General features: G+C 63.7%; 14 protein-coding genes. 2 read left to right on the forward strand and 12 right to left on the reverse strand.

The annotated features are described in order from the left end of the window. Positions 1–162 precede the first annotated feature (162 nt). Genes AC6I97_RS21110 through AC6I97_RS21120 form a run of 3 tightly spaced genes read right to left on the reverse strand, consistent with a single transcriptional unit; the run spans position 163 to position 4056 of the window. The gene (locus AC6I97_RS21110; protein WP_497946676.1) at positions 163–1992 is read right to left on the reverse strand and encodes a sigma-54-dependent Fis family transcriptional regulator; all 1830 of its coding nucleotides are present in this window, start codon (positions 1990–1992) and stop codon (positions 163–165) included. A gap of 36 nt (positions 1993–2028) precedes the next feature. After that, positions 2029–3558: an aldehyde dehydrogenase family protein gene (locus tag AC6I97_RS21115; protein ID WP_497946678.1), complete on the reverse strand. Its 1530-nt coding sequence runs from the start codon at positions 3556–3558 to the stop codon at positions 2029–2031. A 60-nt stretch (positions 3559–3618) separates the two neighbouring features. Continuing rightward, positions 3619–4056 (reverse strand): SDR family oxidoreductase, encoded by a 438-nt coding sequence (locus tag AC6I97_RS21120; RefSeq protein WP_224094214.1) that lies wholly within the window; start codon positions 4054–4056, stop codon positions 3619–3621. A gap of 238 nt (positions 4057–4294) precedes the next feature. On the opposite strand from AC6I97_RS21120, the gene AC6I97_RS21125 reads away from it, so the two are divergent. Together AC6I97_RS21125 and AC6I97_RS21130 are read left to right on the forward strand one after the other, a co-directional pair. Continuing rightward, positions 4295–5044, forward strand: a complete 750-nt coding sequence (locus AC6I97_RS21125) for a glucose 1-dehydrogenase (RefSeq protein ID WP_224094213.1) — start codon at positions 4295–4297, stop codon at positions 5042–5044. A gap of 73 nt (positions 5045–5117) precedes the next feature. Continuing rightward, positions 5118–6914 carry a flavin-containing monooxygenase gene (locus AC6I97_RS21130; protein WP_497946679.1) on the forward strand — a complete coding sequence of 599 codons (1797 nt, stop codon included), beginning with the start codon at positions 5118–5120 and terminating at the stop codon, positions 6912–6914. 87 nt (positions 6915–7001) lie between these two features. Here AC6I97_RS21130 and AC6I97_RS21135 read toward each other — a convergent pair whose 3' ends face one another. The 9 genes from AC6I97_RS21135 to AC6I97_RS21175 all read right to left on the reverse strand — a co-directional run bounded on the left by AC6I97_RS21135 (position 7002) and on the right by AC6I97_RS21175 (position 20966). Next, positions 7002–8357, reverse strand: coding sequence for an NAD-dependent succinate-semialdehyde dehydrogenase (locus AC6I97_RS21135; protein WP_497946680.1), 1356 nt, complete (start codon positions 8355–8357; stop codon positions 7002–7004). A gap of 78 nt (positions 8358–8435) precedes the next feature. Continuing rightward, the gene (iolD, locus tag AC6I97_RS21140; protein WP_309926640.1) at positions 8436–10397 is read right to left on the reverse strand and encodes a 3D-(3,5/4)-trihydroxycyclohexane-1,2-dione acylhydrolase (decyclizing); all 1962 of its coding nucleotides are present in this window, start codon (positions 10395–10397) and stop codon (positions 8436–8438) included. A gap of 184 nt (positions 10398–10581) precedes the next feature. Next, complete coding sequence (locus tag AC6I97_RS21145) at positions 10582–11715, reverse strand: Gfo/Idh/MocA family protein (protein ID WP_309926642.1); 1134 nt, start codon at positions 11713–11715, stop codon at positions 10582–10584. 102 nt (positions 11716–11817) lie between these two features. Then, positions 11818–13578: a hydantoinase B/oxoprolinase family protein gene (locus AC6I97_RS21150; protein ID WP_309926645.1), complete on the reverse strand. Its 1761-nt coding sequence runs from the start codon at positions 13576–13578 to the stop codon at positions 11818–11820. A gap of 2 nt (positions 13579–13580) precedes the next feature. Then, positions 13581–15671 carry a hydantoinase/oxoprolinase family protein gene (locus AC6I97_RS21155; RefSeq protein ID WP_497946682.1) on the reverse strand — a complete coding sequence of 697 codons (2091 nt, stop codon included), beginning with the start codon at positions 15669–15671 and terminating at the stop codon, positions 13581–13583. 34 nt (positions 15672–15705) lie between these two features. Then, positions 15706–16605: a fumarylacetoacetate hydrolase family protein gene (locus AC6I97_RS21160; RefSeq protein ID WP_497946683.1), complete on the reverse strand. Its 900-nt coding sequence runs from the start codon at positions 16603–16605 to the stop codon at positions 15706–15708. Positions 16606–16607: 2 nt separating this feature from the next. After that, complete coding sequence (locus AC6I97_RS21165) at positions 16608–17903, reverse strand: aspartate aminotransferase family protein (RefSeq protein WP_497946685.1); 1296 nt, start codon at positions 17901–17903, stop codon at positions 16608–16610. Positions 17904–17956: 53 nt separating this feature from the next. Next, positions 17957–18904, reverse strand: a complete 948-nt coding sequence (locus tag AC6I97_RS21170) for a C-terminal binding protein (protein ID WP_224166364.1) — start codon at positions 18902–18904, stop codon at positions 17957–17959. Between the two features lie 265 nt (positions 18905–19169). Then, complete coding sequence (locus AC6I97_RS21175) at positions 19170–20966, reverse strand: sigma-54-dependent Fis family transcriptional regulator (protein ID WP_224166363.1); 1797 nt, start codon at positions 20964–20966, stop codon at positions 19170–19172. Between the last annotated feature and the right edge of the window lie 15 nt (positions 20967–20981).

The following is a 20981-nucleotide window of genomic DNA, read 5'->3' on the forward strand; positions in this document are numbered from 1 at the left end:
TCGCGCTGTGTTGGGTGAAAGAGCGGCCGATTGGCCGTGCTGCTATGACCAGAGGGTAGATTCAACCGGATTCGGGTCAGTTCCTAGATTGTGATCTTCGAACGGCACTGGAACTGTGCCAGGATGATGCATTCCGGACCACGCAACCGTCAGATAGGGACATCAGCCCAGCGCCAGATCGAACCCCTTGGCTTCATATGACTCGATCTTGCGGTAAAGCGTGGACCTTCCGATCCCCAGCAGTGAGGCGGCCCGAACGCGGTTACCTGATGCCTCGGCGAGCGCGGCCCTGATCTGCTGAAGCTCCGCTTCTTCCAAACGGGTAAGCGGCATGGTGCCGAGTCCACGCAGCTGCACTGCGTTGAGATCCGACAGGTGCAGTTCTCCGCTGAGGGACCGTGAGGCAGCGGATTCAACCAGGTCGCGGAGTTGCCGCACGTTGCCCGGCCAGTCCGCGGCCACCAGTGCATCCCGCAACTTCGGTGACATTCGGACCTCCCTGCCGACCGCTCTCCTTAGCAGATGCGACGCCAGCCCGACGATATCCTCACGCCGGTCACGAAGAGGTGGCATGCCAACCTCAATGCCTCTCAACGCAGACAGCACCGGCAGGAGATCATCGCCGACGGCGCCGGCAGTCAGGATAAGTTGGGGTTGCTCCAGGACGTGGAGCAGACCTCCCAAGTCGTCCAGGAAATGCGGCGGGCACTTGTCTGCCCTGTGGAGGATAACCGCCGCCCCTTGCTCAAGGGCAGCATCAACGTCGTCAACAGTGGCCCGGGCAGGCCTTTGGGTAAAGTCGAATACTCGCGTCTCCCTCGACAGGCGACCGGCCATGGCCTCCGCCAAAGTTCGCTTACCGCTTCCTTGTTCGCCGATGATGTGAGCAGGCATCCGCCTGCTCACGGCTGCAGCCGCAGCACCAAGGGCCCTCTTGAAGGCCCGGCTGGTTCCAACCATCCCGTCGAACTGCGCTTGGGGTTCACGGGCAGTTGGCGCCGCCCGCACACCTAGCGAGACGGACGGCACCTGGACGCGCATCACGGACGCTCCGCCAGAGCCTGATTCGCGGAAATCCATGGGACGGATGTGAAGCTGCACCTCCCTGCCAGTGCTGACATTCAGGCGGTGCTGGGACAGGCCGTCCCGCTGTTCGGCTTCCCGCGCCAGGGCCGCGAGTACCGCGAAATCGCTGGGATCCAGCATGCGCAGGGCACTCCGGCTTGCGATGGTGGTGCGTTCATCCATCGCCACCACAGCATCTGCTCCGCGTTTCCGGATCTCCTTCAGGTATTCGGACATCAGCGCCTGCTCCCGCGCCGCGAGTCGTTCCGCCAGCCTCCTGGTGATGTCCGCGGCCGCCCCATGGACGGTCAGGAGAACAGAGCCGGGGTCCGTGTTGCGTGCCAGCTTCTCGGGCAACATCAAGCCCAGGACACCCCTGACGGAGCGGCGTATCGGATCACGGATGGGAGCAGACGTGCAGTAACTGTTCTGGAGCGCCTCATTGAAGTGTTCGGCGCCCCAGACCTGTACTGCTTCGCCTTCCTCAAGGACAGTTCCGTCGGAGTTGGTTCCAATCAGGTCCTCGGCCATCTGCGCTCCCAGGCTCGGAAACAACAGCTCCGCCTTTCGACGTTCTGTGGCATCTCCGCGAAAGACGGCCAATGTGCCTTCTGCGTCAGTAAGCACCACCAGCCCCCCGGAGTCGCTGCACAGACGTTCGAGTTCGGTCAGGACGGGTTCGGCAGCAGCGAGCAACTGCTCGTCGGCCTGGTGGACAGCAGCCTGCAGAAACGGCGAGGTGGCCGTTACATTGCAGGCCAGGCTCCGCTGCCAGGATCTGGCAATGACCGGCCTCAGACTGCTCAGGTCCGTCGCTCCGGGTTCTGTCAGGAAACGTTCCCTGAGCGACTGAATTTCCGCGTTGGGCGTCCCGCCCACGCGCAGCGAAGAAGCCGTAGGGAGCCATGAAACGTCCTTCGAAGCCATGCCGTGCCTGCTTTCCCGATAGTGGCTGGGCTGATGTCAGTGCTGGAGCAGGTGCTGCAGGTGAGCGGGAAGTTTCCGCGCCTGCTGGCGGCCGAACAGCTGGAAGTACCACTTCCCGAGTGTCTGTTTCCCGGTCGTACCGCTCGCCTTCCAACCGCCAAAGGTCTGCGGTCCCGGCCACCACCCGGTCGTGGCATGGCCCGGGACGTTCACGTCCACACAGCCGGCCTCGACACGGTCAAGGAACTCCCGCGCTTCTGCCTCGTCACCGGTGTAGATTCCCGCCGTCAGACCCATTTCTGTGTTGTTGGCGGCCGCCAAGGCCGCTTCGAAAGTGGGCACCTTGCTGATGGTCAGGAAGGGCAGGAAGTGCTCCTTGGTGGCCAAGTGATGAGTTGCGGGCACTCCGGAGACCACAGTGGCCGGAACAAAGTAGCCGCCATCCTGGGCCTTGCCGGTCTCCACGTGGAATTCTTCACCGCGGGCCGTTGCCAGCAGTCCGGCGTAGCGATCCACGGCCTCGGCAGAAACAACGGGACCCGCGAACACACCTGCATCCACAGGGTCGCCGGCCTTCAGGTCCCTGACTCTCTCCCCTACGAGCTCCACCAGTTTGTCGTGGGCGGAAGGGGTAACCAACACCCGGGACAGCGCGCTGCACTTTTGCCCACTGAGGTCGAATGCCGAGAAGACGATGCCGTCGGCGGCCTGCTCCAAATCAGCCGTATCAGTGACAATTACCGGATTCTTGCCGCCCATTTCGGCAATGACGGGGCGGGGATACGGCCCGGAGGCGAAGTCCCCCAGGATCGACTTCCCTACGACCACCGAACCCGTGAAGCAGATGCCGTCGATGTCCGAGGCGACCAACGCCCGTCCGGGACTGTCGCCTCCGTGGACCACGTTCACCAACCCCCGAGGGAGTCCCATTGCCTCGCAGAGCTCATATACGGCGTGCCCGGACCACGGACCATCATGCGATGTCTTGACCACCACTCCGTTGCCCGCGATCAGCGCAGCAATGGCTGGACCTGCAGCCTGGACAATCGGGTAGTTGAACGGTGTGATGACGCCGAACACGCCGTAGGGCCGAAGCACGGATTCGTTGGCCAGTCCGGACGGGTCGTCTTCGCGTTGATCCTCAAAGGCTCCTGGAGCCGACGCGTAATCGGCGTACTGCCGGAGGATTTCAAGAACTTCTGCGCCTTCGGCCCTTGCACCCGCGTAGGGCTTGCCGATCTCAAGGGCCACCCGGACCGCCCACTCCTCGAGGCGCTCCTCAATGAAGGGAATGGCCCGACGAACGTGTTCAATGCGCTGTGCGGCCGGAACCCGGGACCATTCACGCTGGGCATCACGGCTCGACTGAACAGCCAGCTTGACGAGTTCATCCGGTGCGTCGTGGCAGGCACTGACCACCGAGCTGGGGTTGCTGGGGTCTTCCCGCTGCAGGAGCGCGCCTTCAAAATATTCCTGTCCCGCGATGACGTGGGGAACTGTTGTGTGGCGGCTGCGTCGTTGTTCCGTCATCCGGGCTGCGAAGGCCTGTTGCTGGTCAATGGTCATCGCGTGATTGCTCCTCTATGGATTGTTTGCGCCCCGACGGGCGGGATGGTTCTGTCGAGATTACGCAGCCAGGGCAGCGCCTACTGTCCCAAGGTGGGACATCTGTTCAGATGGCCTATAGCCCGCATCGACCATGACGGCAGAACCCGTCATCTTTCGTGATTCGTCCGAAACCAGGAACACTGCGACGTCCGCTACTTCCTCCGGGCTGATCAGGCCGAGCGGCTGGTAGGCGCGCTGGGCTTGTTCGTCCTTGAGGAACTCCTCGTCGAAAAAACCGGCAACCATGGGAGTACGGACGCCGCCGGGGCACAGGCAGTTAGCCCTGATGTTGTCCTTGGCGTATTCGACCGCCACGGATTTAGTGAGCATCAGCACCGCTCCTTTAGATGCGGAATATGCGGCGATGTCGGGTTCGGCCACCATCGAGTTGACCGAGCCCCAGAATGTCTCTTCTGCCGTGGCAACGAGCCGCTCCACGTCAGCAGGTTTGCTCATGTCACAACGATGGGTGGAGATTTGCACGTTCTCTCTTTCCAGTCGATCCAGCCCGGCTTCATCAATGTCTGCCGCAACGACATTTGCCCCTCGCCCGCCAGAGCGCGCACTGTCGCCATGCCCTGCCCGGATCCTGAGGCGAAAATGTCTCTTTCTGACACAAATCCCGTCAAGTGGCAGCAGTAACGTCTTCCCAAGCGTGAAGCACTTCACATCATCCAAACCAAAGGAGAGACTCATGGGCCGTGTGCAAGGCAAGGTAACCATCATCACTGGCGGCGCCAGAGGACAGGGCGAGTCCCACGCACGCCTCTTCGCACAAGAAGGCGCTTCGGTACTCGTCACCGACATGCTGGACGACGTCGGCGAGGCAGTAGCCAATGATCTCCGAAACTCCGGGCACGATGTCCATTACCTGCATCTGAACGTTGCTTCCGAAGACGAATGGAAATCCGTAGTAGCGGCAGCGGAAGAGCGGTGGGGGCGCGTCGACATCCTGATCAACAACGCCGGAATCGTCGGAACCATGAAGTCTGTCGAAGATGAAGGCCTGGACGGCTGGTCCAAGACCACCGCGATCAACCAACAGGGCGTCTTTCTTGGCCTTAAGCATGGTGCACCTGCGATTGAGCGAAGCGGCGGCGGCGCAATCGTCAACACGTGCTCCATCAATGGCACCGTCGGCAACCCCGGAGGCTTCTCCTACCAGGCCTCGAAAGGGGCCGTGAAGATGATGACCCGTGCCGCTGCCATGGAATACGCGCACCGTGGCGTGCGTATCAATTCCGTTTCGCCGGGACTTGTGATGACGCCCATGGCTGAGGAAGAGGGCGAGGAGTCCAACAAGGAGTTCAGCAACGCTACCCCCATGAAGCGGGCCGCCCAGCCCATAGAGGTGAGCTATGGCGTCCTGTACCTGGCAAGCGACGAAGCCAGCTACATCACCGGGGCGGACCTGCTGATCGACGGCGGATACACCGCGCAGTAATGAGGGCGGCTCGTCTACGGACGCCACAGTGAAAGAGACCATACACATGACACACACAAAGGAATCGGCACTCATGACTGATGTAGCCATAGCCCCGGCAATGGAGCCGGGCTCCACCACAACACCCCGCATGATCGTGCATGAATGGGTGGGACAGCTCACGAATGCTTTGTCCTCGCAGGACGTCGCCGCCGCTGCGGACCTTTTCCTGCCCGACGGCGTTGTCCGTGACCTCCTGGCCCTGTCCTGGGATTTCCGCAATGCAATCGGACACCAGGAGATCTCCACCTGCCTCACCGTTCCCGCAGCAGACCGGCCGACGTCGATCCAGGTGCGGCCGGGCAACGCATCGGTGGTTGTCGAGGAGGGAACTCCCGGCGCCATCTCCGCTTTCCTGCAGTTCAGGAACAGCGCAGGCAACGGGTTCGGCCACGTCCGCTTGGTGCAGCAGGACGACGACGGAACCTGGCTCGCGGCGACCCTCGTGTTGGCCCTCGACGCCGTGGACAGCCACCCCGAGTGCCATCTCGACGCCCGACCGAGCGGAAAAACCCACGGGCCGGTCCGGAACCGCGTTGGCTGGCAGGACGGACTCGACCCCGAGTTCACCCAGCAGGAGCCTGACGTTGTCATCCTCGGCGCAGGGCACAACGGGCTCATGCTGGCAGCACGCCTGAGGGCCCTTGGGATTCCCGCCTTGGTTCTGGAACCGAACGAGCGCGTTGGGGACAACTGGCGTAAACGGTACAGTTCGCTGGCGCTCCACACTCCGCTGGCTTCCGACCATTTGCCGTATCTTCCATTCCCATCGACGTGGCCCCGCTTCACTCCCAAGGACAAGTTGGGAGACTTCCTGGAGAGCTACGCGACACTCCTGGATTTGGCCGTCTGGACCGGCACCACAGTAGACGGCGCGGAGTTCGATGAACCATCCCGGCGGTGGATCGTCGACCTCAACCGGCAAGGGAAGCAGCGCAGGATCAACCCCAGGCACCTGGTTTTCGCCACCGGGATGAACGCTGCACCAAACATTCCGGAGGTACCCGGACGATCGGAGTTCGAAGGCACCGTCATGCACGCCGTGGACTACAGGGGCCATGCAGAATGGCAGGGAAAGCGTGCCGTGGTTGTCGGCTCCGGCGTCAGCGGGCACGACATCGCACAGGATCTGGCCGAGCACGGCGTCGACGTCACCATGATCCAGCGGTCCGGAACCTTTGTCATGAACACCTCCACTTTCCACAAGGTGATGCATGCGAACCACGTCAGCGGAAAATACAGCACCGAAGAAGCCGACCTCATCAACGCTTCAACGCCTTTCGGAGCACTCCCCGCACACGGACCTAAACATGTTGAGCTGGTCAAGGCGATGGACCGGGAACTGTTGGACGGCCTGATTGAAGCCGGCTTCGAACTGAGCGACGGCCCGGACGGACAAGGAGTCTTGGGGTTGATCTTTGGCCTTAACGGAACCGGCTATTACTACAACGCCGGCGCTTCCGAACTGATCATCGATGGAACCATCAAGTTGCGTCACGGCAGCGTGGAGGGCCTCAGCTCCAGCGGGGTCCTGCTGGACGGGGACCGCAGCCTGGAGGCTGACCTCGTTGTATTCGCTACTGGTTACCAAGGTGCTCCATCGGTGGTCCGCCAGGTCCTCGGTGATGACATCGCTGACCGGGTCGGAGAGTTCGCCAAGGTGGGGGCGGACCGCGAATATGGCCGGTTGTGGCGGCGAACCGCGGTGGACCAGCTGTGGTTCATGGTTTCCCTCGGCATCGGCGACGGCAGGTTCTACTCCAAACTGCTTGCGCTGCAGCTGGCAGCGATGGAGGCTGGCACTATGCCGTACACAGAGCAGGAGCAATAAGGCGGCTTGCTGCTTAAAGCCAGGAAGGAGGCCGGTCCGCGATGATCCGGCCTCCTTTGTGCTGCGCTGAAACTTGTGCGCTGAAAACTACTTGGCGAAGCGGAACAGCTTCTTGTTGGCGAACTCCAGCATGCCCACCTTGCCCAGTTCCCGGCCGTAACCGGACTTCTTGACGCCGCCGAACGGCACATCCGCACCGCTGAGGTCGTAGGCACCTACGAACACCATGCCGACGTCGAGCTGATTGCCGACGCGCTCGGCGCGGTCGACGTCGTCGCAAATCACCACGGAACCAAGGCCATACGGCGAGGAATTCGCGAGCTTGATCGCTTCATCGTCGGTGCTTACCTTGTAGAGCTGTGCAACGGGACCGAACAGTTCCTCGCTGTAGACGTCCATGGACGGGGTGATGTTGGTGATCACCGTCGGGGTAAACACGTTGCCCTTTGGCTCATTGTTGCCCACCAGGATTTCGGCGCCCTGGTCCAGCGCACCCTTCACCTGTGAAGCCAGGAACTTGGTGGCTGAATCGGAGGACATCGGGCCGAAATCGCCGTTCTCGTAGGACTGGCCAGCAATGGCGGCCTTGAACTTCTCCGAGAACTCGTCGAAGTACTTGTCCAGCACCACGATCCTCTTGGAACCGTTGCACGACTGCCCCGTATTGCCCATGCGGCCCATGACGGCCTTCTTCACCGCGAGGTCCACGTCGTCAGTGTCCAGAACCAGGAACACGTCGGCTCCACCAAGCTCGAGGACGCACTTCTTCAACGCGCGTCCGGCCTGCTCAGCGACGATCGCTCCCACCTGCTCGGAACCGGTGAGCGAGACACCCTGCACACGGTCATCGGCAATGATGTCCGAGATCTGCTGGTGCGTGGCAAAGAGGTTGACGTAGGCACCCTCCGGGAAGCCTGCATCGCGGAAGAGTTCCTCCAGGGCCAACGCCGACTCCGGGCACTGGCTGGCGTGGCGGACGATCACCGTGTTGCCCAGGATGATATTTGGAATCGCGAACCGTGCCACCTGATAGTAGGGGTAGTTCCACGGCATGATGCCCAGGATCACGCCGAGGCCCTGGTAACGGAAGAAGCTCCTCAGCCCGTCAGCAACCTCGAGTTCCTCATCGGCCAGCCATTCTTCAGCGTTTTCAGCGAAGGCCGAAGCGATGGAGCCGGAGAACTCCGCTTCGCCTACGGCCTGCTGCAGCGGCTTGCCCATTTCGCGGTTGATGATGGCGGCAAGCTTGTCCTTGCGCGCAACGAACAGGTCCGCGAGGCGCTTGGCCATGGCCGCGCGTTCGGCGACCGTAGTGGTGCGTGACCAGTCCTGGTAGGTCTTCTGGGCTGCGCTGAGTCCGGCCTCGACTTCTGCGTCGGTGGCTGCGGGGTACTCGGCGTGAATGGTTCCGGTGGCCGGATCAGTAACGGCAAATGCGCTCATGATGAATGCTCCTTGGTCAATAAATCCCGTAAAAGAGACGGGCGGGACCGCTGGATGGAGCGGTCCCGCCCGGTGCGCTTAGCGCGTTTCAGGTGCGGTGGTGGCAGCGTAGAAGCGCTGACGCTCACGGCCCTTGAGGTGCTTGGCGATACCCTCCAGGGTGTCGGGTCGCTCCGAGGTCATCGGAGCTCCAACGTCCCAGAAGGCGCCGTTGCCGGAAAGATAGCGCCACGGCTCCACACGGGCCACGATCACAGCAGGACCTTCGACTTCCTTCGCCTCGGTGAGGGCGGCCGAGAACTCCTCGATCGTCGTCGTGGACCAGGCAGCACAACCCATGCTGGCCGCGTTGGCGGCGATGTCGAAGTCGAGGATGGCCCCGTCCAGTCGGCCGGACTCTTTGCTGCGTTCCCGGTACTGGGTGCCGAATTCGCGGCCCGGACCGCCCTTGGCAACCTGAAGGGGCCAGATGCACTGGTGTCCGCGGTTGTCGATGACGATGGTGATGATCTTCTTGCGTTCCTGGACAGCCGTGACCAGTTCGGTTGGCTGCATGAAGTAGGTACCGTCACCGATCAGGACATATACCTCGCCCGGCGCATCGGGACGGGCCAAACGGTAGCCGAGGCCGGCCGGGATCTCATGGCCCATGCAGGAGTTGGCGTATTCAAAGTGAATTTCGGTGCCGTTGGAGGGATCCCACGCCTTGTGGATGCCTTCAACCACGCCGCCGGAGCCCAAAATCAGGGCGTCCTCGTTGGTGGTGCGCCTGTTGAGCACGTCGATCACCTGTGCCTGGCTCATCAGTTCACCGGCGAAATCCTGGAGATCGTGCTTGCGAACTTCCAGCGTGGCCTTGCGTGCGTCCGCCACGTCGCTGCGGAACTCGTCCGACGTCGAGTACCCGACGGCGGCGAGCCGCTCGCGCAGGGCGGCCAGGTTAAGCCTGGCGTCACCGATGACGGGGAACGAGCCCATCTTGTGGGCGTCGAACGAACCCACGTTGAGGTTCACGAACTTCACGTCCGGGTTCTGGAACAGCGAGTGCGAGGCCGTGATGAAGTCCTGCAGGCGGGAGCCCACGGTGACCACAACATCCGCACCGTCGGCAATCTCGTTGGCGCCCACAGTTCCGGTCACACCCAATGCCCCGAGGTTAAGGTCGGTGATGGGTCCGCTGCCCTTGCCGGCGTAGGTCTCGGACACCGGGATGCCGAACTCGGCGCTGAAGCGTGCCAGTTCTTCCTGTGCCTTGGAGTAGCGGACGCCGCCACCGGCGATCAGCAGCGGACGCTTGGCGTTGCGGATGATTTCTGCGGCGTCGCGGAGCTCATCCTCGACGGCGGGACGCCGGCGGATGTGCCAGACACGCGGGGTGAAGAAGGACTCCGGGAAGTCGAATTCGGCGCCCTGGATGTCCTGCGGCAGGCAAACCACCACGGCGCCGGTTTCCACAGGATCGGTGAGGACGCGCATGGCCTCGGGGAGGGTGGACAGCAGCTGGGCCGGGTGGGTGATCCGGTCGAAGTACCGGCTGACGGGACGGAAGCAGTCGTTGGCGGACACGTCGCGCTCAACGGGGTGTTCGATCTGCTGCAGCACGGGGTCGCCGAACCGGTTGTTGATGATGTCCGCAGGAAACAGCAACACGGGGAGGCGGTTGGTGGTGGCCGTCGCGGCACCGGAGATCATGTTGGTGGATCCCGGTCCGGCTGAAGCGGTGCAGGCCAGCGTGGCCGCTCGGTTGGAAGCCTTGGCGAAGCCGATGGCCGCGTGGACCATGGACTGCTCGTTTTTTCCTTGGTAGTGCGGGAAGTCCACACCGTATTCATCGATGCCTTGGGCCAGGCCCACGGAGTTGCCATGGCCGAAGATGCCGTACATGCCGGCGATCAGGCGCCGTTTCTCGCCGTCCAGTTCGCTGTACTGGACCTGCAAATACTCGACGATCGCTTGTGCGACAGTGCGGCGGCGGACGGCCTTTTTATCGGCTGCGATATTGACCTCGGTGCCGAGATCAGCAGCGGCTGTGCTAGTCATGCGTTCTCCTAAATTCGTAGGTGCGTCGGCACTTGCAAACCGATTCGCCCGAACATCAGGTTTTCACCGCGGGGAAGCAAAGTTGTGTCCCAGTTTGGGACGCAGCCCACCTGCCCGGACACGCAAAAACAGCAGCCGACGGCGGCACGTAGGTACCGCCGTCGGCTGCTGTTTAGTTGTTGTCTTAGTCGAAGCGGTAAGGCTCCTGCGGACCCACGGAGGGCAGCGGCCGGGGCCGCTCACAAGTGCTTTCGATCTCTATGTGCTTGCCCTGCTCCGAAGATGCCTCGAAGGCGAGGAGGACCTCAAGCACGTGGTAGGCGAAGTCGCCCCCCGTCCGGGGCTCCACGCCGTTGCGGATGGCGTAGCCGAATTCGGCCAGGCCGATGCCGCGGTAGGCGTCGTCACGGTGGGTGATGGGCGTTTCGCGCCAGTCGCCACCGCCGGGAGGGGTCATGTCCAGCGCGAGGTCGCCCGGCTCGCCGCGGCGCAGCACGGGAGCGCCGGAGAAGTGGTCCGGGTTCGGCGCGGCCAGGGAGCCGCCGGTGCCGTAGATCTCCAGGTGCGGCAGGTTGTGGTTCCAGATGTCCCAGCTGACAATCACGGTGGCAGCAGCGCCGGACTCGAAGTCGAGGGTGCCCGTGACGTGCGTGGGGGTCTGGATCCGGATGACTTCACCCTCTTTGCCCGGGCGCGGACGAGTCTCGGACGAACGGGGCGTGGTCGCGGAAACCCGCTTCACCGGGCCGAAGAAGTTCACAAGGTTGGTGATCAGGTACGGCCCGATGTCCAGCATGGGGCCTGCGCCGGGGCTGTAGAAAGGGTCCACGTTCGGGTGCCAGTGCTCATAGCCGCGGCAGGCGAACGAGGCGAAGGCTGCCACCGGCTCGCCGATCCAGCCGTCGTCAATGAGCTTGCGGCTGGTCTGCATGCCGGAACCCAGGAACGTGGTGGGCGCGGAACCTACCTTGACGCCGGCTTCCCGTGCTGCGTCCAGAATCTGCTTCGCTTCCTCAAGGGAGGTTGCGAAGGGTTTTTCGGAAAGGACGTGCTTGCCGGCAGCGATCGCCTGGAGCGTGACTGGTGCATGGAGCTTGGGCGGCGTGAGGTTGAGGACCAACTCTACGTCCTGATCTGCCAGTAGCTCGTCCGGGGTGAGAGCCTTGGGAACGTCGTACTCGGCAGCGCGCTTCCTGACTGCCTCGGCGTTCACATCCGCGAGCGCCACGATCTGGACGTCGGGGTGGACGCCGATCTTGTCCAGGTATTGGTTGAGGACGTTTCCGACGCCGATGATGCCGACTCGAATGGGTTCCATGTGAATCTCCGTTTAATGATTGTTGGAACATCCCGGGGCGAGGAATATACCTCGCCCCGGGATGAGTTGCGATAGGCCGGTGCTAGTTGCGATAGCTCGGTGCTAGCCGGCCAGGCGTACCTGGCGGGTCTGGGCCGTTGCTGCTTCGTCGACGGCGCCGTCGGTGATGACCACGCCGTAGTGTGCGGCCGCGGCTTCGAGGGTCACGCGTGATTCGCGATAGTCGTCGAGCACTGCCAGGACGTCGCGTTCCAGCGGGTCGCCGTAGCCACCACCGCCGGGGGTGATGGAGACGACCTTCTCGCCCGACTGCAGGTCGTAGCGGCCCACCACGGGGATTTCGTGGCGTTCGCCGGTCTTGAGGTCTTCCACCCAGGCTGAGGGCTCGGCGCCATCGTGGCCGCCACGGACACCCTTGGGCGGATTGATCTTGCCTTCGATGCCGTAGGTGAGGGTGACACTCTCGCCGCGGGGTTCCATAGTGACACGCGTGGCGAGTCCGCCGCGCTGGCGGCCGGCACCGCCGGAGTCGGCCACCAGGGTGCGTTCGTGGACCAGAATCGGGTAACGCTGCTCGTCCACTTCCACGCTGTCGTGGTACAGGAGGGCCCCGCACACGGGTCGCTGGTAGGTGGGCCAACCATCAACGTACGGGGTGGCCGGACCACCGACGCCGCCTACCAGGATCTGGTTGACGTAGGGGTTGCCGTTGCGTTCGTCCGTCCCGGAGATGACCGACTTGGCAGGCGCCTGTCCGGCTGCGCCCTCGGCGGTGCCGTAACCGTCGTCGATCTGGGAGAAAGCGGCCTGGACGATGTTGACCACTCGGTCGGCGAGGTTGGTGGTGCCCGACGAGCAGGAGTAGGGGTGCTTGGGAACACCCACGGCACAGCCGTCACGCAGCAGCACCTCCACGCGGCGGAAGGTTCCGGCGTTGCTCGGCAGGTTCTCCGGGATGCCGGAAAGGATCCCGGCCAGCGCGGCGCCGGTGGCCGTTGCCTTGGTGAGGTTCAGTCCGTTAGGCAGGTTGTCCGGGTTGTCGCGGAGGTCGATCACAACCTTGCCCTGCTTTGGCTTCACCTCGAGGGTTGCCTGCAAATGCACGCCGTCCGGGCCTGTGCCGGGGAAGGGATCGTGGGTGGAGGTGCCGTGGAGGACGTATTCGGGCAGCTTCTCGATCGCGCTGGCCGTCAGGCGCTCGGAGTAGTCGAACCAGGCGTCCACGAAGTCCACCAGGTCATCCACGCCGAACTTTTCAGCGAGTTCGTGGATGCGGCGCTCGGCGATGCGCGAGGCTCCGACGGATGCCAGGTAGTCGCCGTACCACTGGTCGGGAACACGGATGCGGGACCGGCACATGCGGATGATGTCGTCGATGTCCGTGTAGTCGCGCTGGATCCGCACGCAGGGGAAGATCAGTGCGCCTTCCTCGTAGACGTCCCGCGCGGTGGCAAAGAACGTGGTGGGAAGCGAGTTGCCGCAGTCGGCCTGGTGGGCCTTGGTCACGGCGGTGAAGAGGTGGCGTCCCTGGATGAAGATGGGTACCAGGATCACGTGGTCTGCAGCGTGCGAGTTACCCATGTAGGGGTCGTTGTGCAGGAACGCGTCGCCTTCCTTGATGTCTTTGTGCAGCTCAACCATGTCTTCGCCCAGGGGGCCGGCACCGAAGACGTGCACGGGCACACCTTCGGCGGCAGCGAGCAGCTGGTTGTCCGCGGTCAGCACGGCACAGGAGAAGTCGCGGGCCGTGTTGATGACGGATGAGCGGGCGGAGCGGAGCAGGCCGCTGGTCATCTCGCGGACAATGCCGTCGAATGCGTTGGCAAGGACCGAGAGCTTTACGGGATCGAATTCGCGGGTCACGGTTACGCCTCCTTACGGGTGAGGTAGATGTTGGATCGTTCATCGAGCGTGGCGTCCCACTCCGGCGGCACGACGATGGTGGTGGTGGGCTGATCGATGACGGCCGGTCCTACGATCTTGTCGCGCGGGGCGAGCGTCACGCCGCGGTAGCGCTGGGTGCTGAAGGGTTTGCCGCCAAAAACAATGCTGTCCGTGCGGTGGATTTCCGCGGTGCGGCTGAGTTCACTTTCGGACTTGGTGTGCTCCGACCGGGGGATTTCCACGCGGACACCCCAGGTGATGATCTCCACGCGGCTGTCCGGATCGTGGGTGCCGTTGCGGCGGTCGTGCTCCTCGTGGAAGGCGCGCTCGATGATGCCTGCCGCATCGCCGGAGGTGTCCGGGGCGGCGTCGAGGTAGACGCGGAGGTCCCAGGCCTGCCCGGGGTAACGGGCGTCCACGAAGTATGTGACCTTGGGTGCTTCGCCCACGCCGTCGAACCGCTTCACGAAGACTTCAGCCTTGGCCGTCAGGTCCTCGACTGCCCGGGAGGCCGAACCGGCGTCGAAACTGCGGGTGTCGTTGTGCAGCGGCGAGAGGAACTCGGTAGCGATCGGTGCGCGGTGGGCGCCGTAGGCGGCCAGGACGCCGGCGGTAGCCGGGATCAGGACGGTGTCGGCTTCCAGGAGCCTGCCGATGATCGCTGCGACCATGGCGCCTGCGCCACCTCCAGCAACAATGAGCGCACCCCGGGGGTCAACGCCCTGTTCGAGAGCAGACTGGCGGATGGCGGTAGCCATGTGGTTGGCGGAGACATCAAGGATGGCTTGGGCGGCCTGAAGAGTGTCCATCTTCAAGGGACCGGCAATGCGGGTATCGATGGCCTTAATGGCGGCCTCGCGGTTCAAGGTGAACCCACCTTCAAAGCCTTCTGTGTCGAGATAGCCAAGGGCCACACAGGCGTCGGTGACAGTCGGCTCTTCGCCGCCGCGGCCGTAGGCTGCCGGGCCGGGGGTGCTGCGCGCACTCTGCGGGCCTACGCGAAGGAGGCCACCGCCGTCGATCCAGGCGATGCTGCCGCCACCGGCGCCGATGCTCGAGACTGCCACGGAGGACAGGCCAGTGAGGTGCCCGACGAACGGCTCGCCCAGCCAGGCTTCACGGGTGTGGCGGACCACGCCATTCTCGACCAGGGACACATCGAAGGTGGTGCCGCCCATGTCGCAGACAACCACTGTGTCGTGGTCCGGAGCCGCCGCCGCGCCAACCAGTGGAGCCATGGACGGGCCGGAGTTCAGCAGCAGTACCGGGCGGTCCAGTACATCGGCGACGTCGAGGACGGCACCCTCGGAGGTAACCACCAGCAGGTCGCCGGCGAAGCCGTACTTCTGGAGGTCGGAGCGGAGCTTGCCCAGGTGGTCGGCCATCAATGGCTTCAGGGAAGCATCGATCGAGGCTGCCGAGGAGCGGCGGTATTCACGGATGGTGGGGTTTGCCGCGTTGGAGAGCGTGTACGGAACGCCGGGCAGGATCTCCTGGATCAGCTCGGCAACGCGCTTCTCGTGGGCATCGTTGATGATCGACCACAGGAAAGAGACGGCCACAGCTTCAATGCCCTGTTCCTTGAAGGAACCCAGGACTTCCCGTACCTGCTCTTCGTCCAGCGCCACCAGGATGTCGCCCTCGGAGGAGATGCGTTCAGTGATCTGGAAGGTCAGGTAGCGGGGAATGTAGGGCGGCGGGTACGCGGCTTTCGAGTCGAAGGCGTCACGACGGCCACCTTCGCGGAGCAAAAGGGTGTCGGCAAAACCGTCTGTGGTCAGCAGCGCTGTCCTGGCTACCTTGCCGGTGAGCACTGCGTTGGTGGCGTGGGTGGTGCCGTAGACAATGACGTCTGCATTGCGCAGCACGTCGTCACCGCTCCAGCCAACGGACTCGGCAGCGCGGCGGACCGACGCTTCGAAGCCGGTGAACACGCGGTCGTAGGTGGTCAGCGCCTTGCCGACCGCCATGTCGCCGCTGTTGGAACCGACCACGACGTCGGTAAAGGTACCGCCGGTGTCGACGGCAATGCGGTACCGGGCCTCACCTGGTTGTGTCTGTACTTCACTCATGGGTCTTCATTACTTTCGTAGGGCTTGCAAGGGATTAGAGCTGGGGTTTGCCAACGGTGTTGCGGAGGAGTCCAACCTTGTCGATCTCGATTTCCACCGTGTCGCCCGGTTCCAGCCAGACAGGCGGGTTCCGCTTGGCACCGATGCCCTGCGGGGTTCCCGTGGCAATGACGTCGCCTGGTTCCAAGGTGAGGAAACTTGAAAGATAGGAAACGATGCGGGCGATCGGGAAGATCTGGTAACTCGTGTTGGAGCGCTGCACTTCGATGCCGTTCACGCGGGTGGCGAGGTCCAGGTTCTGGGGATCGCCCACTTCGTCCAAGGTGACCAGTGCAGGGCCCCACGGGGTTGACCCGTCAACGGCCTTGCCTGCCAGCCACTGGGTGCCGCGGTACTGCAGGTCCCGGGCGGTGACATCGTTCAGCGGTGCAAGCCCGGCAACGTAGTTCAATGCTTCTTCTTCGGGGACCTCGCTGGCCTTGCGCCCGATCACCACAGCGAGTTCACCTTCAAAGTCGAGGTTCTCGCTGACCTTCGCACCGCCGATCTCGTCCTCGGGCCCAACCATGGTGGAGGCGAACTTGGCGAAGACGTCCGGGTACTCCGGGAACGCGCGGCCGGTCTCGGCAACGTGGTCCTTGTAGTTCAGGCCGATGCAGAGCACCTTGGAGGGATTGGGCACAGGTGTTGTCAGCCGGATATCGGCCCGGACACCCACGTGGGCTTCCGGGTCCTGGCCGGCCAGTGCGCTGACCTCGGCCGAGACGGCCTGAAGCCGGTCGCCGTAGAGTTCCAGGAATTCCCGGACGGTGGTGGTGGCTCCGTGCACTGCCTGGCTGGAACCCTGCAGCAGCAGTTCCAGGTCGTAGACGGCGTCATCGATCAGGACGCCGCCGCGGATACCGGATTCGTGTTCGTAGGAAACGATCTTCATGGTTAGTTTGCGCCTTCCGTGGTGGGAGCGTCCGAGGCGACCGCCAGTACGGCGTCGGCCAGGCGATCAGCGATGTCGTCGACCACCTTTTCGTCCATAGGCGTGGACAGGGACAGCAGGTTGGCCGGAGAACCCAGCAGTCCGCGCTCGTAGGAGGCCCACCACAGCTTGTGCTGGGTGTGCTCGTCCACCTTCTCCGCTCCGGCCGGAACCGCGCGGAGGAGCGAGCCGCTGCCACGGATCTCCCAGCCGGCGTCGGCGATCCTGGCGTTGACCGTTTCGCGGGCGGTGTCGCCCAACTGGTTCAGGCGCTTGACCTCATCTTCGGTGTAGAGGCGAAGGGCCACGGATCCGGCGGCCATGCTGACCGGGTTGCCGGAGAACGTGCCGCCGTGGGGAAGGCTGCCCGGGCGGGTGGGGTCCACTTCGGCCATGAGCTCGGCCTTCCCGCAGACCGCTCCGACGGGGAATCCGCCGCCGATGAGCTTTCCCGTGGTCAGCAGGTCCGGGGAAACACCGTATTCACCGCTGAAGCCGTTGTAGCCGAGGCGGAGGCTGATGACCTCGTCGATGATCAGCACAATGCCGTAGCGGGTGGCGAGTTCCCTGGCGGTCCGGACGAATTCCTCGTTAATCGTGAGGAGGCCGGCGCGGTTGGGCAGCAGGTCCAGGATGATGGCGGCGTAGGCGTCCGGAGCGGATTCAACCGCTTGGCGCAGGAATTCGACGTCGTTCAGCGGCACCGCTGTGACGTCGTCGATCACGCCGCGGGTCACGCCGCGCTGGTAGGAGGGTCCGCCCGGAACCAGGGCAACCTCTGACGTTCCGTGGTAACCGCCCTTGGTGACTATAACGCGCTCACGGCCGGTGCTGGCACGGGCGATGCGGATCGCGGACATGACGGCTTCGGTGCCCGAGTTCGCGAAACGGACCTGGTCCAGCTCGGGAAGGCGGCCGAGCAGGAGTTCGGCGAGTTCCCATTCGTAGAGGTTCGGGATGCCCCAGCTGGCACCGGTGGTGAGGGCCTTGGTGGCGGCTTCGGTGATTTCCGGGTGGGCGTTGCCGTGGATCAGGGAGGTGAAGTTGTTGTTCGCGTCGATCAGTTCACGGCCGCGGTCGTCCCACACCCGGTAGCCCTCGCCCTTGATGGCGTAGGGGCTCGGAGCGCCGGTGTAGTACGTTGACCGGCCGTAGCCGCCAGGCAGCAGCGGGAAGCCGCGCGGCCCACGGCGCAGGTGTGGATCCTCTGCGGGGTTCTGCAACGCAGCGAGGTCTTCCAAATGGTTGGTGGTAGCCAAGTCGGGTTTCTCCAGTCTTTTGATTCACAAGTCTTTTCAGGTGACGGGTCTTCTCAGTTCACGAGGTCGATGAGCGGCTGGCCGGTCAGCGCGAGGCGTACCCGCTCTACGGCACCGTCCTGCAACGCACCCGTTGACCGGTTGGAACGCCATGCGATGTGCGGCGTGAGGATGGCGTTGGGTGCCGTGCGCAGGGGGTGATCAGCCCCGAGCGGCTCCTGGGCGAAGGTGTCGATTCCGGCGCCTGCAATGTGACCCGAGGTCAGCGCCGAGGCGAGCGCGGCTTCATCGATGAGGCCGCCGCGGGACACGTTGACGATCACTGTGCCTTTGCGCATTTTCGCGAGCGCGTCGGTGGAGATGAGGTTCGCCGTTTCATCGTTCAGCGGCAGATGGAGGGAAACGACATCGGAATTCTCCAGGATGTCTTGCAGCCCGGTCATCTCCACGAAACTCTCCGTGACAAAGGGGTCATAGGCACGGACGCGGGCTCCTACAGCCGAGTACATGCGGGCCACATGCTGCCCGATGCGGCCCATGCCCAGGACGCCGACCTCAAGCTCGGACAGGACAGGGGTGTCGTAGCCGATGGTTCCGGCCCAGCCAAGGTTGTCAATGGCGTCGTTTCCGGCAGGCAGCCGGCGCGCCAGCGCCAGGCCCATCGCGAAGGCATGGGAGGCGACTTCCTCCGACGCGGTGCCGGGAACGATAGAGACCGGGATGCCCGCTTCAGTTGCCGCGGCGACGTCGATGTTGTCGTAGCCGATTCCGTACCTGATCACTGCCCGGCACTTGCCCATCAGCGGGAAGTCGGCGGCAGTGAGCTTGGCGTAGGGCGTGATCATCACAATGTCGGCTTCGGGAAGCCCTGCACGGAAGGCGTCGGTGTCTGCCGCGGGGTTGAGTGTGTAACCGAACTCCTCCGCGAGCGCGTGCTCACGGGCCAGGTCCGGGAAATGGTGGGGGGCCACAAGAATGGTTCCCTGGGCATCGCGGGTCATAGTCAGTCGTCCTGTTCGTGTTCGTACCCTCGGTCGCTGCCGGACACTCCTTGGGACGGGTGCCGGTGTCGGGTGATTTCCAGTACAACGCGATATCGGGGCGGCCGTCCGTGCCATATCGAGACACCACAGTGGGACACCGTGTTCCACCGACTGGGGAGAGCCGGGCAGCACAAGGGGCCACTCGTCGTCGGGCCTTTCGCCACCTGGGCAGCGCGGAGCAGCCGGCCCCCTTTGGAGGTCGGCTGCTGCTCCCTGCGTGGCGTCAGAGGTCGAAGCCGCGGCTGCGGAAATAATCCATGCGCCGGTAGAGTGTGGAGCGCCCGATCTGCAAGGTCTCCGCTGCCAGGCTGCGGTTACCTTTTGCTTCCTGCAGCGCAGTGCGCAGCTCGCTCAATTCTGCATCCTCAAGGCGGGAGAGCCTGCCCTTTGTCAGGGCGCGGTGGAACCCTTGTGGCAGGTCGTCCACTGTTACCTCGGCGCCTTCCGCACGTTCGACGGCGTTGGAGACGACGGCGCGGAGCTGGTCGATGTTGCGTGGCCAGTCGGCGTGGGTGAGGGTGGTGACGAGCCTCCGGGACAGGCGCCGCTCCCCCAGCTCTTGCGCTATGGCGTTGGCCAGTTGCGGGATGTCTTCCCGCCGGTTGCGCAGGGGTGCCACTGAGATCTCGAGAACATCGAATGCCTCGGACAACAGCAACGTCGCATCCGTGGGACGCGTAACGGTGAAGATGATCCTGGTTGCGGAGTTGCCGCGAAGGTTGCGGGCAATCTCACTGGCTTCGTTCTGGGAGAGCTCATCGGCATGCTCCACGATCAGCGTCGCGGGAAGCTCGGTGGCCACCCTGTGCAGGACATCGTTAAAGGTGGCGTTCCTGAGGTCTCCGTTGCGGGCGTCGACAACCATCTGTCCACCACGCAGCGATGCAATGGCACCGGCCAGACGCAGCTTCCCGCTGCCCAGCTCACCGATCATCACCACGGACCTGTCCTGGTCTACGGCTTTACGCGCCAGGTTGAGTGTGCGTTTGAACTCCGTGCTGGTGCCATCCACGTGCTTCAGCAATCGTTCAGCGGTCCCTTCCGGCGATGATGCCAGGAGGAGCGGGGCGCTGCCGGAAGCGACGGTGCGACTTTTGGCGGGAGCGTGGGGTCGAACAACAACAATGGCTCCGACGTTTGCAGCAGACAGCGTCACTGGTGAAATTTCCAACGTAGAATGTCCCGGGCCCTCGAGCATGACTTCACAATTCATCTCCCGGCCGGAGGACATCACGGCTTTGGCGTAGCCCGAGACGATGGAGAAATCGCCGTCCACCAACGTCGCTGTCGCCGAAGCGTTCTGGAGCGAGTTCTTGCCGTCGACGGCGATAACGGCCCGGTTGCCCCTGCGGCGCGAGATCCTGAGGTACTCGCTGAGGAGAGCCCGCTCCCTGGACGAGGTCCGCACCTCAATGTCGCGCTCGATCCGTGAGGCAACGCCTTCGAGCATGAGCAGCGTGGAGGAAGGTTCCAGGGTGCTGACCCGGTTGGCAGGAAGCGTCAGCCCGATGACCGCCCGAACGCGGTTATGGAACGGATCCCGAACCAAAGATGCGAAACACCAGTTGCCCCGCATGTCCTCACGGAAGTGTTCTTCCGGGGCCAGCCAGACCCCACGCCCTTCTTCCAATGCCAGGCCTTCGCCGTTGCTTCCGCAGCTCTCCTCCAGCAGGGAGTACCCGGCGGGGAACCCGTCATCCCGCAGGAAATTGGCCTTGACCAGCACTCCGTTCGGGGCCGTGATGTTGACGTAACCGCCAAGGTCGGCAGCCACTTCATCCAGTTTCTGCAAATGAGGGCCGGCCGCTGCGATGGTGTACTCGTCCACCCGTCCCTCGTCAAAGAATCCGCGGTCGGCGAATGCATCGACGCCGGCAGCGCGGCTGCGGTACCAGGAGCGGGCGATGATGGGGCGGATACCGCTGAGGTCAGCGTGGGGTTGCATCAGGAAGAGCTCGCGGACGCGGTTGGTTTCACGTGGGGTTTCATTCGGCCACGGTGACAGTACTTCTGCAGACATTGGGGCAGGTTCTCC

Source organism: Arthrobacter sp. TmtSoilC48 (genome assembly GCF_059739425.1).

Bases quoted from the DNA above. Each gene is read 5' to 3' on its own strand.
- AC6I97_RS21110 (WP_497946676.1), bottom strand. From the start codon at position 1,992: ATGGCTTCGAAGGACGTTTCATGGCTCCCTACGGCTTCTTCGCTGCGC.
- AC6I97_RS21115 (WP_497946678.1), bottom strand. From the start codon at position 3,558: ATGACCATTGACCAGCAACAGGCCTTCGCAGCCCGGATGACGGAACAA.
- AC6I97_RS21120 (WP_224094214.1), bottom strand. From the start codon at position 4,056: ATGAGCAAACCTGCTGACGTGGAGCGGCTCGTTGCCACGGCAGAAGAG.
- AC6I97_RS21125 (WP_224094213.1), top strand. From the start codon at position 4,295: ATGGGCCGTGTGCAAGGCAAGGTAACCATCATCACTGGCGGCGCCAGA.
- AC6I97_RS21130 (WP_497946679.1), top strand. From the start codon at position 5,118: ATGACTGATGTAGCCATAGCCCCGGCAATGGAGCCGGGCTCCACCACA.
- AC6I97_RS21135 (WP_497946680.1), bottom strand. From the start codon at position 8,357: ATGAGCGCATTTGCCGTTACTGATCCGGCCACCGGAACCATTCACGCC.
- iolD (WP_309926640.1), bottom strand. From the start codon at position 10,397: ATGACTAGCACAGCCGCTGCTGATCTCGGCACCGAGGTCAATATCGCA.
- AC6I97_RS21145 (WP_309926642.1), bottom strand. From the start codon at position 11,715: ATGGAACCCATTCGAGTCGGCATCATCGGCGTCGGAAACGTCCTCAAC.
- AC6I97_RS21155 (WP_497946682.1), bottom strand. From the start codon at position 15,671: ATGAGTGAAGTACAGACACAACCAGGTGAGGCCCGGTACCGCATTGCC.
- AC6I97_RS21160 (WP_497946683.1), bottom strand. From the start codon at position 16,605: ATGAAGATCGTTTCCTACGAACACGAATCCGGTATCCGCGGCGGCGTC.
- AC6I97_RS21170 (WP_224166364.1), bottom strand. From the start codon at position 18,904: ATGACCCGCGATGCCCAGGGAACCATTCTTGTGGCCCCCCACCATTTC.
- AC6I97_RS21175 (WP_224166363.1), bottom strand. From the start codon at position 20,966: ATGTCTGCAGAAGTACTGTCACCGTGGCCGAATGAAACCCCACGTGAA.